The 15,576-nt window shown below is 74.0% G+C and carries 10 protein-coding genes; 6 read left to right on the forward strand and 4 right to left on the reverse strand.

The features are described from left to right. Positions 1-140 precede the first annotated feature (140 nt). The 5 genes from JN535_RS00835 (at position 141) to JN535_RS00855 (ending at position 10,611) form a co-directional block, all read left to right on the forward strand. Entirely contained in the window at positions 141-626 is a 486-nt protein-coding gene (locus JN535_RS00835; protein ID WP_205201107.1) for a 4'-phosphopantetheinyl transferase family protein, read from the forward strand. 171 nt (positions 627-797) lie between these two features. Beyond that, a complete protein-coding gene (locus tag JN535_RS00840; RefSeq protein ID WP_240200478.1) occupies positions 798-7,973 on the forward strand; it encodes a DUF5979 domain-containing protein in 7,176 nt (2,391 codons plus the stop codon). Between the two features lie 157 nt (positions 7,974-8,130). Beyond that, complete coding sequence (locus tag JN535_RS00845) at positions 8,131-8,553, forward strand: VOC family protein (RefSeq protein ID WP_205201110.1); 423 nt, start codon at positions 8,131-8,133, stop codon at positions 8,551-8,553. Positions 8,554-8,653: 100 nt separating this feature from the next. Next, positions 8,654-9,961: an amidohydrolase gene (locus JN535_RS00850; RefSeq protein WP_205201112.1), complete on the forward strand. Its 1,308-nt coding sequence runs from the start codon at positions 8,654-8,656 to the stop codon at positions 9,959-9,961. Between the two features lie 47 nt (positions 9,962-10,008). Next, on the forward strand, positions 10,009-10,611 hold the full coding sequence (locus tag JN535_RS00855) for a hypothetical protein (protein WP_205201113.1): 603 nt from the start codon (positions 10,009-10,011) through the stop codon (positions 10,609-10,611). An 84-nt stretch (positions 10,612-10,695) separates the two neighbouring features. Here JN535_RS00855 and JN535_RS00860 read toward each other — a convergent pair whose 3' ends face one another. From JN535_RS00860 to JN535_RS00880, 4 genes are all read right to left on the reverse strand, one after another. Then, positions 10,696-11,691: a DUF2510 domain-containing protein gene (locus JN535_RS00860; protein WP_240200416.1), complete on the reverse strand. Its 996-nt coding sequence runs from the start codon at positions 11,689-11,691 to the stop codon at positions 10,696-10,698. Between the two features lie 173 nt (positions 11,692-11,864). Further along, positions 11,865-13,217, reverse strand: coding sequence for an ATP-dependent Clp protease ATP-binding subunit ClpX (clpX, locus tag JN535_RS00870; protein WP_205201115.1), 1,353 nt, complete (start codon positions 13,215-13,217; stop codon positions 11,865-11,867). Positions 13,218-13,425: 208 nt separating this feature from the next. Beyond that, positions 13,426-14,373, reverse strand: a complete 948-nt coding sequence (locus JN535_RS00875) for a permease prefix domain 1-containing protein (RefSeq protein ID WP_205201116.1) — start codon at positions 14,371-14,373, stop codon at positions 13,426-13,428. Next, positions 14,370-14,714 carry a PadR family transcriptional regulator gene (locus JN535_RS00880; protein ID WP_205201118.1) on the reverse strand — a complete coding sequence of 115 codons (345 nt, stop codon included), beginning with the start codon at positions 14,712-14,714 and terminating at the stop codon, positions 14,370-14,372. The genes JN535_RS00875 and JN535_RS00880 overlap by 4 nt, the downstream gene beginning before the upstream one ends. A gap of 121 nt (positions 14,715-14,835) precedes the next feature. Here JN535_RS00880 and JN535_RS00885 point away from each other — a divergent pair, with 121 nt between their 5' ends. Then, positions 14,836-15,546 carry a metal-dependent transcriptional regulator gene (locus JN535_RS00885; protein WP_205201119.1) on the forward strand — a complete coding sequence of 237 codons (711 nt, stop codon included), beginning with the start codon at positions 14,836-14,838 and terminating at the stop codon, positions 15,544-15,546. Positions 15,547-15,576: the final 30 nt, after the last annotated feature.

Here is a 15,576-nt window from a genome sequence, read left to right on the forward strand (position 1 = left end):
TCTGCGACATCTGGGTCGCGCAGAGCGACGACGCCGACCGGTGGGCGGCGTGGCTCCCGCCGGCCGATCGCGCCGCCGTCGACCGGCGCCGACCCGGCGCCGGGGTCCACCTGACGTCCCGCGCGCTGCAGCGTGTCGCCATGGCCGCCTACACCGGCGTCGCACCCCGCGCGTTGACCATCGACCGCACGTGCACCCGCTGCGGCGACCGTACGCACGGGCGGCCGGCGGTCCGCGGCGGTCCTCCCTACTCGGTCACACGCACCGGGTCCGTCGTCGCCCTGGCGGTGGTGGCCGACGGCGCGGTCGGCATCGACGCGGAGTGCGTGCGGCCCGGTGCGGACCTCACTCCCCTCGCGAGCCTCCTCGACATGGAGCCCACGGACACGAGGACGGTTCTCACCGCGTGGGTGCGCCACGAGGCGGCGCTCAAGGCTCGAGGAACGGGGATCGCCGACCTGTGGCCCGTCCCAGCCGAGGCGATGCAGGGCGTCCAGATCATCGACCTGGCTCTGCGCGACGTGGTGCTCGCCGTGGCGACCTCTCGGAAGGTGCGTCGCGTCCGCTGGACCGAGGCCGGCCCGGAGGGGGTGATGACGCAGGTCACAGCGACGGTCCCGTCATGATCGGGGCCGGTCCCCGTCCCAGAGCGTGGCACCGAGTTGGACACCTGTCCCACTCGACGGGTGCCGCCCTCGACCCGGACGAAGGACACTGGCTTGCCTCGCATCGAACATGGCCGTCACAGGCGACGAGATCTCTGGACCCGGCTCTGTGCCCTGACCCTCGCGGCTGTGATGGCCGTGCCTCTCGCGGTGGCGTCGACGGTGCCCGCCACGGCCGCCGAGAGCGACCCGCAGTATCTCGAGGTGAGCAAGCGCGTCGATCACGCGACCCTGTCGCCGGGCGACGTGTTCACGTACAGCGTCGGCGTGACGTGCTCGGAGACGACGTGCCTGGACGCGGTCCTCGAGGACGCGCTCCCGGCGGAGCTGGCGGGCTTCGCGATCCAGGCCGTGCGCACGACCAACGGTCCCGCGTACGACGTCTCGTGGACCGAGGACGGCCAGCCGGTCGACCAGCCCGCCGTCGTGGGTCCCGCGACCGCGGTCCGGGTCGCGTTCCGCGACGTGACCCCGGACGGCTCGGGGCTGACCGCCGGTGCGACGTTCACCCTGACCCTCACGCTCCAGGTCCCCGACGATGTCCGGCCCGGCGAGACGGACATCGTCAACACCGCCAGGACCACCGCGACGAACTCGGCGCCGGACAGCGCGAGCGCGACGGTGCACCTCAGCGTCCCGGTCGAGACGGGGGTCGACCTCACGAAGACCTGGGACCCGGCGAGCCGGACCTTCGAGGCGGGCGCGTCGTCGTCGGTCGTCCTGTCGGCGACCAACACGTCCAACACGGCGGTCGGTACGCTCGTGGTGACCGAGCCGCAGGCGGCGCAGGACGGCGCCCCCGCGCTCGACCCGAGCAGCCCCTTCACCATCACCGACCTCACGGCGCTCACCGCGAGCCCGCTGCCCGAGGGCGCCACGAGCGTCCAGGTGGACGCGTACGTGCGCGGCGACGGCGGCACGTGGACCTGGGTCACGGGTGTCCCCGCCACCGGCGCGAACCTCCCGGCCGGGGTGGACCCGGCCGCCGTCGGGGGCATCCGGCTGACCTACGCGGGCGAGATCGTCCCCGGGGCGACCGCCACGGCGCGCCTCGACCTCGCGCAGCGCGCGACGGACCGGGACGGCACGGACCTCTCGGCCGCGACCCACGTCGTCGACAACGTCGCCGTCGCGACGGCGACGGTCGAGGGCCACGACCCCGTCTCGGCGACGGCGTCCGCCCAGCACCGCGTGACGCCCGCGCACGTCGGCGTCGAGGTCGTCAAGGACATCACGCCCGCGCGGATCTCGGCGGGCGAGAGCGCGACGGCGACGATCACCGCGACGAGCGCGTCCGACGTGCCCGTCCGCACGCTCACGGTCACCGACCGCGACTACTTCACGGACGGCGTCGTGCTCGGCGGCTTCCGCACGTTCGCCTGGCCCGACGGCGCCGAGTCGGCCGAGGTCGTCCTCGACCGCGCCGACGGCTCGACGACCGTCGTCACGCTCGCCCCGGGCGAGACACCGACGGTCCCGGGCACCGACGTGACCGGGTTCTCCGTGACGTTCACCGGCGCCATCGCCCCCCGCGCCGCGGCGACGCTCGTCCTCGACGTCGTGACGACCGAGGACGCGACCGGCGACGCCGTGTCGCGCGCCACGACCAACACCGCGACCGCGCAGGTCGTCGCCCCGAACGGGCAGGACGCGACCGCCGAGGCGACCGACGCGCTCGAGCTCGTCCGGCCCTCGCTCGAGGCGTCGCTCGACAAGACGATCCGGCCGGGCACCGCCGTCGAGCCGGGCGCCCGCGTGGTCACCGGCCTCGCCGCTCGCGTCGTGGGGACGTCCGAGTACGTGAGCCCCCGCACGCTCGTCGTCGAGGACGTCTGGGCCGGTGACGCGGGCGAGTTCTGGGACGCGTTCGACCTCGCCGGCGTCGCGCCGACGCAGGTCCCCACCGGGGCGTCGCTGACCGTCGAGGCGATCGGCCCCGACGGCGCGCCGGTGCGCCTCGCCGCGTTCCCCGCCCAGGACGGCCCCTTCCTCGCCGAGCTGACGGCGGACGACCTCGCCGCGGCGCTCCCCGCGGGCGTCGCGCCGTCGGACCTCACCGGCATCCGCTTCGTCCTCGAGTCGACCACCGGTCTGCCCGTCGACGCGAGCTTCACGCCGTACGTCGTCACGCAGGCGCGCGGCACGCTGCGCTCGGGCGGTGACGTCACCGAGCGGCCGGACGAGGCGGTCGCGTTCGAGAACACCGCCACCGTGCGCGCCGAGGGCGTGACGCGCGGCGGCACGACGCTCACCGACGACGCCGAGGACTCGGCGACGGCGCGCGTCGTCACGCACGAGGGCACCGGCCCGGTCGGCATCGACAAGTCCTGGCTGCAGGGCACGGTCGCGTCGCAGTCGGGCGAGCAGCGCAGCACGGCGCTGGACTGGCGCGTGCGCGAGGGCTTCGCCTCGGTCACCATCAGCGACCCGGCGGGAGACCCGGCGGACGTCGCGGGCACCGTCTTCGACGCGTTCGACCTCGTGCGCGTCGCACCGGTCGACGCGAGCAGCGTGCCGTTCAGCACCGGCTGGTACCTGCGCTACGACACCGTGACGGCCGTCGAGCTCTTCGTCGACGGCACGTGGACGGCCGTCGCCGCCCCGGCGGGCGGCTGGGTGCAGGGCGGACGGTTCGTCGGCCACACGCTGACCGACGAGCAGCGCGCGGCCGCCACCGGCGTGCGCCTCGTCCTGGCCGAGAACACCGCCGCCCGCGAGGCGGCCCGGCAGCCGGGCGCCGCACTCGACCCCTACGCGCCCGCGCCGGGCACGGGCGTCGCCGCGAGCAGCAGCGACCGCCGCTTCGTGCTCGACTGGCAGGTGCGCAGCACGACGCGCGCCACCGGCGACTGGGTCACGCAGGAGACACCCCTCAACGGCGACGACCCCGGCACCGTGGTGAACACGGCGGGCATCGAGGCGCTCCCGGCCGCCGGCGGCGACCCCGCCCGCGACACGGACTCCGCGACCATCTCGCTCGTCGACCACGCGCCCGGTGTCGCGGTGACGAAGAGCGCGTCACCGACGCAGCCGGTCCTCGTGCCTCGCGACGGCTCGGACGCCGCACGGCCCACGGCGACCTTCACCGTCCAGGCGCAGAGCACGTCGGTCTCGCGCGCGTCGTTCGTCCGGGTCACCGACCCGGCCGCGTGCTCCGAGACGACACGCGGGGTCGGCGGCTGCCAGACCGACGGCACGGCCGAGGCGGCCGTCGCCGACCCGTTCGCGGGCGACGTCGACTGGCTCGCGCCGGGCGGCGTGGCCAGCCCGTTCGACCGGTACGACGTCACCGCCGTGCGGATCGACGCGAGCCTCGCGCACGAGGTCGACCTCTCGGCGAGCACCGCGTGGGTCCTGCACCGGACGGCGGACGGCGCGTTCGTCAGCGAGCGCACGACGGCCGCCGACCTCGTCTCGTGGGGCCCTGAGCGCCTCGCCGACGTCGTCGGCGTGAGCGTGACGTTCCAGGGGTCCGACCCCGCCACCACCGGCGGGACGATCTCTGCGGCGAACCGCCTCACGCTGACGCTCGACACCGTGCTGCGCACGCACGTGCGCAGCACGGGCGAGCCGCTCACCCTGCGCGCGGGGGAGACCGTCGAGGTCACGAACCGCGCGTTCGCGCAGTCCTCCGACCCGGTGCTCGCGCCCGGCGCTCGCACCGGAGACCTCGACGACGCGCGCGTCGTGCTCACGGGCGGCGACATCAACGTCGCACCGACCAAGTCGGTGTCCCCCGCCTCGCTGACCGAGCCGGCGCGACGCACGCCGGTGACCGTCACGCTCGGCGCCGACTCCGGCACGGGCCCGGTGAGCACGCTCGCGCCGGCCGAGGTCTGGCTGCGCGACGACGTCGCGTCCTCGCCGGAGTTCTGGGACGTGTTCGCGTTCACCGGCCTGGGCGCGCTCACCGCCCCCCGCGGTGCCGACCGTGTCACCGTCGACGTCTACGGCCCGTTCGGCGCGGACGGCGGGCTCGCGTGGGCCGAGGGCGCCCCGGCGCCCGTGGACGCACCCGTCCTGCCGGTGAGCGAGGACGCCTACCCCGACGTCCAGGGCGTGCGCGTCGTCTTCTCGCGTGCCGACGGCGGCTTCTTCAGCACCGCGGTCCCCGCGCCGGCCTGGGAGGCCGACGCCGCGTTCACGGCCGTGCTGCGAGACACCCACCGGTCCTCCGGTGACCCGGTCGTGCTCGACGGCTCGGTCGACAACACCGTGACCGTCCGCAGCGACCGTCTGAACGGCGAGGCGTCGCCGGAGCGCTCCACGAGCGCGACGATCTCCCTCTCGCAGGGCACGCGCGAGCTGGCCGTGCGCAAGCTCGCCAACGAGGGCGACCGCACGGTCGCCGTCGGCTCCGCCGTCCCCTGGGACCTGACGTTCACCAACACGGGGACCGGCTACCTCACGCTCACCGAGCTGCGCGACGTGCTGCCCGCCACGCTGGTGCACCCGGGCGACCCTGCGCCGTCGTACGCCACGTCCGAGGGCGGGCTGCTGTCCACGGACGTCGCGCTCGCCGTCGACGGCCGCGACCTCGTGCTCACGTGGCCCGAGGACGGCCGGGTCATGGCGCCGGGCGAGACGTTCCGCGTGCGGCTGTTCCTCGAGCTCCAGCCGGGCCTCACGACGGGCCAGCGTGCGACGAACCAGATGACGGTCCGGACCGAGGAGCCGCTCGAGACGTGCTCCGGCATCGACGGCGCCGCCACGACGCCGGCGTGGGGCAGCGACCCGCGCACGTGCGGGACGACCGACTTCGTCGCCCCCGTCGACGGGCCGAACCTCTACAGCGTCAAGGGCGTGCGCGGCGCGGTCGACGGCGCGACGAACCCCTCCGCGCCGGCCGCGGAGTGCCGTCCGACGCTCGAGGCGGCCGGCAGCACCTGGTACCGCACGCCGTGCGTCGCGAACAGCGTCGTCGGCGGGACGGACGACTGGGTCCTCCACGTCGTCAACGCGGGCACCACGCCCGTCGAGGAGATGGTGCTGTTCGAGCAGCTCCCGACCGCGGGGGACCGCATGCTCGTGACCGGCGCGTCGCGTGGTTCGACCTACCGTCCCGTGCTCGCCGGGATGCCGAGCCTGATCGCTCCCGACGGCACGACCGCTGTCGTGGAGGTCACGACGAGCCCCGACGTGTGCGCGGGCACGTGGCGCGACCTCGCGACCCAGGCGGTGTGCGAGCAGAACGGCGAGACGTGGGCCCCGGCCGACGACGCGACCGACTGGTCGGCCGTCACGGGGCTTCGCGTGACGCTCGACTTCCGCACCACCGCCGACGGGCGCCTCGACAGCGGCGAGGTCGTCGACGTCACGTACTCGACGGTCAACCGCATGGCGTCCGACACGACGCCGGGCGGTGTCGCGCCGGTCGTCCCGTCGGGCCCGGACGTCGCGTGGAACCAGTTCGGCGTCAAGTGGCGCTACACGGGCGAGACGACGTTCGAGCGGTTCGCGCCGAGCCAGGTCGGTGTCGCGCTCCCGACGGGCGCCGTCCGTGTCGACAAGCAGGTCACGGGCGACGCCGCGGGCTACGCGCCCGGCGCCTTCCCGGCCGAGGTCGTGTGCACGGTCGACGGCGTGACGCTGGACCTCGGTGACGCGGCGCGGCTGCTCCTGACCGCCGAGGGCGGGCTCACCGCACGCGTCGACGGCGTCCCCGTGGGCGCGGAGTGCGTCGTGACGGAGAGCGGCGAGCTCGGGGCGCACGGCGAGACGACGCGGACCGGTTCGCCGGCGACCGTCGCCGTCGACGTCGCGTCGTCGCCGCAGGACGAGGTGCCGGCCGCGCAGGTCGTCACGCTCGGCAACGGCTACGCGTTCTCGGGCCTGTCGGTCACCAAGGAGGTCGACACCGAGGCGACGCAGGAGGAGCTCGGGCCGTTCGACTTCACGCTCGTCTGCACGACGGCCACGGGCGCGCCCGTCACGTTCGACGCCGCGGGCACGACCGAGCTGCGGTTCACGATCGGCGCCGGCGAGACGTTCACCGCTCCCGAGGGCACGATCCCGGCCCGCGCCACGTGCGTCGTGACCGAGACCACCGCGGACGCGCCGCAGCGCGTCGTGGTCACCGGCGACGGCGTGACCGACCACGGCGACGGCAGCGCCGACGTGCTCGTCGGCACGACGCCCGCCGAGGTCGTCGTCCACAACGGGTACGACGCGGGCGTCGTCCGCGTGACCAAGGAGGTCGACGGGGCGGGCGCCGCCGCCTACGGGGCCGGGCCGTTCGGGTTCGACATCGTCTGCACGCGGGACGGTCGCACCGTGCTGGAGGAGGCGTTCGACCTCGACGCCGGCGCGAGCCGGACGTTCGGGACGTTCGTCGTCGGCACGGAGTGCGTCGTCGAGGAGACGACGACGGGCGGGGCCACGCGGTCCGCGCTCGCCCCGGCCGACGGCCGGGTCGTCGTGACCGGCCCGTCCGAGGGCGAGACGGTGTCCGAGGCGGTCGTCACGGCGACCAACACGTTCGACGTCGCTGACCTCGAGGTCGTCAAGACCGTCGAGGGCGCGGGCGCCGAGCTCTGGGGCACCGGTCCGTTCGAGGCCCAGGCCGTGTGCACGTGGGACGTCGACGGTGAGACGCGCACGCTCGTGCTCCCCGGCGACGGGCGCCTGGCGCTCACCGCCGCCGGCGGCTACCGCGCCGCGGTGCACGACCTGCCCGTCGGGGCGGAGTGCGTCGTCACCGAGACGCGCACGGGCGGTGCGACCACGACGGCGACCAGCGCGGACGGCGCCGTGGTGGTCGGGGGCGAGGAGCCCGCGGTCGTGACCCTGACGAACACGTTCGACGTGGCGTCCCTCGACGTCACCAAGCGCGTGGAGGGGGCGCTCGACGCCCCGGGCGCCGACGGTCCGTTCACGGTCCGCCTGGTCTGCACGCGCGAGGTCGACGGCGAGACGGTGCCCCTCGACGTGCCGGGAGGCAGCGTGCGCGAGCTCCGGGCGGACGAGACGGTGACCTTCGCCGACCTGCCGGTCGACGCCGCGTGCACCGTCGAGGAGACCGGGACCGGCGGGGCGGCGGCGACGCGCGTCTCGGTGAGCACCGACGAGCGGGACACGTCGGTCGACGGGACGACGGCGGACCTCGCGATCGGTGCGACGGGCGGCACGGTGGTCGTGACGAACGTCTTCGAGGCACCGGTCGTGCCGCCCGCCGACACGCAGGGCGCGGGTCAGTGGCTCGCCACGACCGGAGCTCGCACGGTCGGAGCGGTCGGCCTGGCCGTGCTCCTGCTTCTCGTGGGCGGTTCCCTGGTCGCCCTGCGCAGGCGAGGCCGGTCGGCCGCCTGACCGTCGTCGGGCGCACGGGTCTCGCCGAGGGTGAACCCGTGCGCCCGGCAGGTCGTCCGTCGGGGACGTCGCGACCGTTCGGCCCCGCTCCCGGCCGGATCGTCGCCCTTGCGAGCGGGCGCGCGCCGGGCGACGGTGGCGAGCGGAGGTGGTCGCCGTGGCCGACGTGTTCCCCCGGATCGCCCAGGTCGTGCTCGACACGACCGACGCCCGTGCGCTCGCGGAGTTCTACCGCGCGCTGTTCGGGCTCGAGTACCGCGCGGGCGACGAGCCGCCACCGGCGGGCGAGCCGGACCCGGCGGGTGCGGACTGGCTCGTGCTGCGCGCGGCGCCGGGCGGGGTCCAGCTCGCGTTCCAGCAGGTCGGGGTGCTCCCGCCGTCGACGTGGCCGGACGACGGTGTGCCGCAGCAGCTCCACCTCGACTGCACCGTGCCGGACGTCGCGGAGCTCGACCGCCAGCACGAGCGTGCCCTCGCGCTCGGGGCGCGCCTGCTCCATGACAGGTCGGGCGACCCGGAGGAGCCGTTGCGCGTCTACGCCGACCCGGCGGGCCACCCCTTCTGCGTCTTCGTGGGTTGACGGCGCGCCCGCTCGGTGCCCGACCCGGGGCCTGCCGGGGCGTCGTGCGGCAGCCGGCCCCGGGTTCGCCCCGGGCGACCGGGCGCGCGATCATGCGTGCATGACCGCGACCCCGCTGACGACCGCCGAGCTCACCGACGTCTACACCGACCTGCACCGGCACCCCGAGCTTGCGTTCGCCGAGCACCGCACCGCGGGCATCGTCGCCGAGCGGCTGCGCGGGTGGGGCTACGAGGTCCACGAGGGCCTGGGCGGGACGGGCGTCGCGGGCGTCCTCGCGAACGGGGACGGCCCGCGCGTCCTGCTCCGCGCCGACATGGACGGGCTCCCCGTCACCGAGCTCACCGGGCTGCCGTACGCGTCCGCGGACACCGCGACCACGCCCGACGGGCACGAGTCCGGGACGATGCACGCGTGCGGGCACGACGTGCACGTCACGTGCCTGCTCGGCGCCGCCGCCGAGCTCGCCGCCCACCGCGACACCTGGAGCGGCACCCTCGTCGTCGTCTTCCAGCCCGCCGAGGAGGTGGGCGGGGGAGCGCGCGCGATGGTCGCCGACGGGCTGTTCGAGCGCACGGGCGGGCGGCCCGACGTCGTCCTGGGCCAGCACGTCATGCCGCTCCCGGTCGGCGTCGTCAACCTCACGGCCGGGCCCGCGATGGCCGCCACCGACTCGTTCCGCGTCACCCTGCACGGCAAGGGCGGGCACGGGTCGAGCCCGGAGTCGACGGTCGACCCCGTCGTCATGGCGGCCGCGACCGTCATGCGGCTCCAGGGCGTCGTGTCGCGCGAGGTCGGCGCGGGGGAGTCCGCCGTCGTGACCGTCGGCGCCCTGCGCGCCGGCACCCAGGCGAACATCATCCCCGGCTCGGCGGAGCTGCTGGTCAACGTGCGGTCGTTCACGCCCGACGTCCGCCGTCGCGTGCTCGCCGCGATCCACCGCATCGTCGACGCCGAGGCGGCGGCCTCCGGCGCGCCCGCCGCGCCGGACTACGAGGAGGTCTCCACGTTCGACCTCATGGTGAACGACCCCGTCGCCGCCGAGCGGACGCGGGTCGTCCTCGCGCGCACGCTCGACGAGCAGCGTGAGCGCATCGAGTCCGCGGGCGGTCAGCCCGCCGTCGTCGCGCTACCCCCGCTGCCGGGCTCCGAGGACGTCGGCGACCTCGCCACGGCGGCGGACGTCCCGCTCGTCTACTGGAACCTCGGCGGGTCCGACCCGGCACTGTTCGCCGCGTTCGACCTCGCGACGGCCACCGGCATGGGCAACCTCCCCGACGGCGTCGCGCCGAACCACTCCCCGTTCTTCGCCCCTGTCCCCGAGCCGACGCTCGACCTGGGCGTCGCGCTGCTCGTCGCCGCGGCGCGCGAGTGGCTCGCCGGCGACGACCGCGACGTCCGCCCGTGAGTGCGGCGCGTCCGGCTGCCGGTGGCGCGCGGGAGCAGGGTGCCTGGGTGCCCGAGGGCGACCGCCCCCTGGTCCTGCACCTCGCCGAGCGGCGGCCGTTTTTCCTCGTCCTCGGGCTCGCGCTGATCGCCGCGGCCGTGCTCGTCCTGCGCCAGGTCGTGCTCTACCCGGAGTCGGTGCGGGTGCCCGTCCCGGTCGCGGTGGTGCTCGTGACGCTCGTCGTCGCGTTCCTCGGCGGGCTCGGCGCCGCGACCGTCTGGGCCTTCGTGCAGGCGCCGCGACAGACCGTGACCGTCGGACCCGACGGCCTGGCGCTCGGCGCCGGTAGCCTACGGCTCGACTGGGCCGACCTGGAGGCCGTCGCGGTCCACGTCACCGCCGTCCGGCCCGCGAGCACCCACCTCATGCCGAAGGGCCCGGCGAGCTCCGTCACCGTCTCGCTCCTGTGGCGCCCGCGTACCGGCTCGGACGCCGCCGACGACGCGTCGCCCCTCTCGCGCCTCGTGCTCCCGGAACCGTTCACGCACGAGCGCCTGCTGTCGACCGTCCCGTTCACGGCCGACGTCGACGTCCCCGTCGCGCGCGACCTCGACACCGCCCTGCGTCACTTCGCCGGCCAGGCCTACCGCCCCCCGGTGTTGCCGAGCTAGAACCATGGTCGCGCGAGGTAGAGCCGTGGTCGCGCGAGGTAGAACTGTGGTCGCGCGGGGTAGGGCCGTGGTCGCGCGGAGCGGCTACTGCGTCGCGACGAACACCTCGTCGGCGAACAGTCCGGGCGTCACGCGGATCAGACCGGCGTCGCCCGCGGGGACGGCGATGACGACGTTGCCGGTCGTCGTGCCGCCGTTGTACAGCTCGTCGAGACCGAGCTCCGGCTCCGGCGGGACGGCGAACGAGTCGTACGAGGCGAGGACCTCGCCTGTGCTCGTGACGTAGTCGATGGTGACCTCCATCGCGAACCCCGACTCCTCGCCCGTGTACGTGATGGTCGCGTTGACCAGGGCGTAGGTGGATCCCTCCGGCGGCGCCTCGTTGAACTCGTTGGCGGCCATCACGGCATCGGTAGCGTCGAGCTGGACCGAGTTGATCGTGACGTCGAAGTCGTCGCCGCTCACGACCGTGCCCAGCGGGACCGGGTTCTCGCGGCTCCCGGCGTCGTCGGCGGCCTCCTCCTGCTCGGGTTCGGGCGCCTCGGCGGACTCCGTGCTCTCGCCGTCCGCTGCTGGCTCCTCGGAGTCGGGAGGGGAGACCGTGACGTCGGAGTCGCCGAACGCTTCGTCGACCGAGTCGCTCACGACCGTGAGGAATACGACGAACCCCACGACCGTCCCGACGACGGAGAGCACGAGCGCCGTGATGACCGGCCACTTCTTCCCTCGCAGGAAGAAGCCGACGATCGCGAGGACGAACGCGATGGGCAGCAGCACCCACCCGACGATGAGCGCGCCGGGGATGCACGCGAACACGAAGCCGAGCACGGCGACGGCGAGGGCGACCCAACCCAGCGGGTGCGGCTTCGTCGCGGGGGACTCCACCGCCACTTGCGGGGGATCGGAGAAGGGTGCCGCCCCGCCGGTCCCGCCGGGCGCCGTCCCGCCACCGGCCCCGCCCGGCGGCGAACCCGCCGCGGGTGCGGTCTGCTCGGTCCAGGCCGAGCCGTCCCAGTAGCGGTTCGTGCCAGTCCCGTCGTCGTACCACCCCGGCGCCGGGGTACCCCCACGTGTGCTCATCCTTCGATGATCGGCACCTCGTCAGGTTCCGTCGCGTCGAGGCGCACTATTCACCCCTTCGGGGCCGGGCAGGCCGGGCGGACCCCGGCTCTACGTCGGCGGACCAGGGCTCTACTTCGGCGGAGTACGGTTCTCTCTCGGCGGAGCGGGGTTCTTTCTCCGCGGGATGCGGGTCAGGCGGACTTCTCGCGGGGGGTGCGGGTGCGCGCGGTCGCGGTGCGCGGCACGATCGTGGGGTTGACGTTGTCCAGCACGACCTCGCGCGTGATCACGACCCGCTCCACGTCATCACGCGAGGGCACGTCGAACATCACCTGCTGCAACACCTCCTCCATGATCGCCCGCAAACCCCGCGCCCCCGTCCCGCGCAACAACGCCTGCTCCGCGACCGCCTCCACCGCCCCCTCGGTGAACTCCAGCTCCACCCCGTCGATCGCGAACATCCGCTGATACTGCTTCACCAACGCATTCCGCGGCTGCGTCAGGATCCGCACCAACGCCTCACGATCCAACGCCGCCACCGACGCGATCACCGGCAACCGCCCGATGAACTCCGGGATCAACCCGAACCGGTGCAGATCCTCCGGCCGCACCTGCGCGAACAGATCCTCCCCCGCACCCGTCTCGATCGGCGCACCAAAACCCACACCCCGCTTACGCGCCCGCGCCGCCACGATGTCGTCCAACCCCGCAAACGCCCCCGCCACGATGAACAACACGTTCGACGTGTCCACCTGGATGAACTCCTGATGCGGATGCTTACGACCACCCTGCGGCGGCACCGACGCGCTCGTGCCCTCGATGATCTTCAACAACGCCTGCTGCACACCCTCACCCGACACATCCCGCGTGATCGACGGGTTCTCCGCCTTCCGAGCCACCTTGTCGATCTCGTCGATGTAGATGATGCCCGTCTCAGCCTTCTTCACGTCGAAGTCCGCCGCCTGCACCAGCTTCAACAGAATGTTCTCCACGTCCTCACCGACATACCCCGCCTCGGTGAGCGCCGTCGCGTCCGCGATCGCAAAAGGCACGTTCAACATCCGCGCCAACGTCTGCGCCAGATACGTCTTCCCCGTCCCCGTCGGACCGATCAACAAGATGTTCGACTTCGCCAGCTCCACGTAGTCCGGGTCGTCGGTCGCGAGGCCCTCGCCCGCCTCCTCGGCGGCCGCCGCGGCGCGCACGCGCTTGTAGTGGTTGTGCACGGCCACGGCGAGCGCGCGCTTGGCGCCGTCCTGGCCTACGACGTAGCGGCTGAGGTGCGCGAAGATCTCGTGCGGCGTCGGCAGCGGGCCGTCACCGGTCACGACGTCCTGCGACGCGTTCTCGGCCTCGCGGTCCTCCTCGACCATCTCGAGGCACAGCGCCACGCACTCGTCGCAGATGAACACGCCCGCGGGCCCGGCGATGAGCCGCTTCACCTGACGCTGGGACTTTCCGCAGAACGAGCACGTGAGCGCGTCTGCCGCGCGCGGACCGCGCTGCCCGCGCGTGCCGTCGCCGGTGCCGTCGGAGCGTGCCACCGTGTGCCTCCAGTCCAGTCGGTTGCGGCCGATCGTAGCCTCCGCCCACGACACGTCGGAGTGCCCACCCGCCCCGAGGCGTGCCGGGTCACCCGGCGGAGGCGTCCTCGACGTGCCGGGGCCCGCGGCGTGCCGCGCCAGGAGCGGGAGCCGGCTCGCGGCGCGGAAGGCGTCGGGCCGGCCCGGCAGGGCCGGGCGGCCGGTCAGCCTAGGCGCGGCGACCGCGCAGGGCCTTGACCCACACGTCCACGACGTCCCACGCCGCGATGACCAGGGTCATCGCGATGATCCCGTTCGAGAGCCACGTGAGCGAGTCGCCGCCGGAGGCCTCGAGGAACGCGGGGTTGACGAGGCGGTCGGTGCTCGCGAGCCACACGATCGCGCCGGCGAACAGGACGCCCGTGACGGTGTTGACGACGGCGAGTCCGACGGTCCACCGGCCCCGGACGTACGTGACGATCGTGAGCACGATCTCGGCCGCGACGATCGCGAGGAGCGCCCCGGTCCACAGCGGCCACAGGTCCGGGTGCAGGACCGGGATCACGTCGCCGTCGGCACCCCGGAACCATGCGATCGAGGGCTGGAGCAGGAGCGCGGCGGCGACCAGGACGAGCAGGCCGACGGAGACCACCGTGTCGACGAGCGAGATCTCGCGCGGCGCCCGTTCGGCGGGGAGGCGGTCGACCGTCCACGGGCCGGTGAGCTCGTCCCTGCTCCGCGGGGTGCCGTAGCGCTCGAGCACGACGAAGACGAGCGTCGTCCAGAACGCGATCTGCAGGGCGACGGACGCGGTCGTCCAGATGCCGCTCCAGATGGCCGACCCGGCGGTGGCGCCGTCGACGAGGTCGGTGACGAGCACGATGGCCCCCGGGACGAGACTGACCCAGAGCAGCATCTTGAGGAGGCGCAGCCAGTCGAGGTAGAGCGCCGGGCCGATGAGGTAGAGCGGGCGGCCGGCGAGGTCGGCGGCGAGGCGGTCGGGGTCGCCGAGGTCGTTGAGGACGTCGGTCTCGGCCCGCGCCGGGTCGGTGCCGGCCTCGACCTTGGCCTCGACGGCGTCGGCGACGGACGCGCGCAGCTCCTGCTCGAGGTCGGCGTGCTGGTCCGCGGGGACACGGCGCAGCGTGGCGGCGACGTAGCGGTCGGTGAGCGTCATGACGTGCCTTCCTGGGAGTCGATGGTCTGGAGGCTCCGCGCGATGGCGAGCCACTCGTCGAGCAGGTCGCGGGCGAAGCGCTCGCCCGCGGGGGAGGTCCGGTAGAACTTGCGCGGTCGCGCCTCGTCGGTGTTCCACTCGCTCACGAGCAGGCCCTGCTTCTCGAGCCGGCGCAGGAGCGGGTAGAGCGTGTTGGCGTCGACGGGGACGCCCGCCGCGGCGAGCGCCTCGAGGAGCCCGTAGCCGTAGCCGGGCGTGCGCAGCAGCAGGAGGCTCGCGACGACGACGGAGCCGCGACGCACCTCCTGGCTGTGCCCGGCGAAGATCTCGGGATCGGTCATGCCTCACACCATAGTGTGTGTCGCACAGCATGCGCAAGAGACACATCATCGTGCCGAGGCGAGGGCGCTAGACTGGAACGGTTCCAGAGAAGAGTGCGTCGTACCTGCCGCGGGAGGCCGAGTGACCGACCTGATCGACACCACCGAGATGTACCTGAAGTCGATCTACGAGCTGCAGGAGGAGGGGATCCCCCCGCTGCGCGCGCGGATCGCCGAGCGGCTGGGTCACTCGGGGCCGACCGTCTCGCAGACCGTGGCGCGCATGGAGCGCGACGGTCTCGTCGTCGTCGGCGGCGACCGTCAGCTCGAGCTCACGCCGCTCGGGCAGCAGACGGCGGTCCGCGTGATGCGCAAGCACCGCCTCGCCGAGCGGCTGCTCACCGACGTCATCAAGCTCGACTGGGAGCAGGTGCACACCGAGGCCTGCCGCTGGGAGCACGTGATGAGCGACCTCGTCGAGCAGCGCCTCGTCGGGCTCCTCGACCACCCCGCGCACGACCCCTACGGCAACCCGATCCCCGGGCTGCGCGAACTGGGCGAGGACTTGCCGGAGGTCGAGTACCTCGACGGCGTCGTGTCCCTGCCGGCGCACCTCGCCGCACGCGGAGCGACGGCCGGAGCCGAGGTGCGGGTCGTCCTGCAGCGCATCGCCGAGCCGGTCCAGGTCGACGTCGAGCTCCTCGCGCGCTTCGCCGAGGCGGGCGTCTTCCCGCGCCAGACCCTCGTCGTCGCCGTGAACGCCGGCGTGGTCACGGTCTCGGCCGACGGCGCGGAGACCGTCCTCGACCTGCCCGACGACGTCGCGCGGCACCTCTTCGTGACCGCGGACTGAGCCTGGCGCGGCGCGGGTGAGCCGGTCGAG

Source organism: Cellulosimicrobium cellulans (assembly GCF_016921195.1).
GTDB lineage: Bacteria > Actinomycetota > Actinomycetes > Actinomycetales > Cellulomonadaceae > Cellulosimicrobium > Cellulosimicrobium cellulans_F.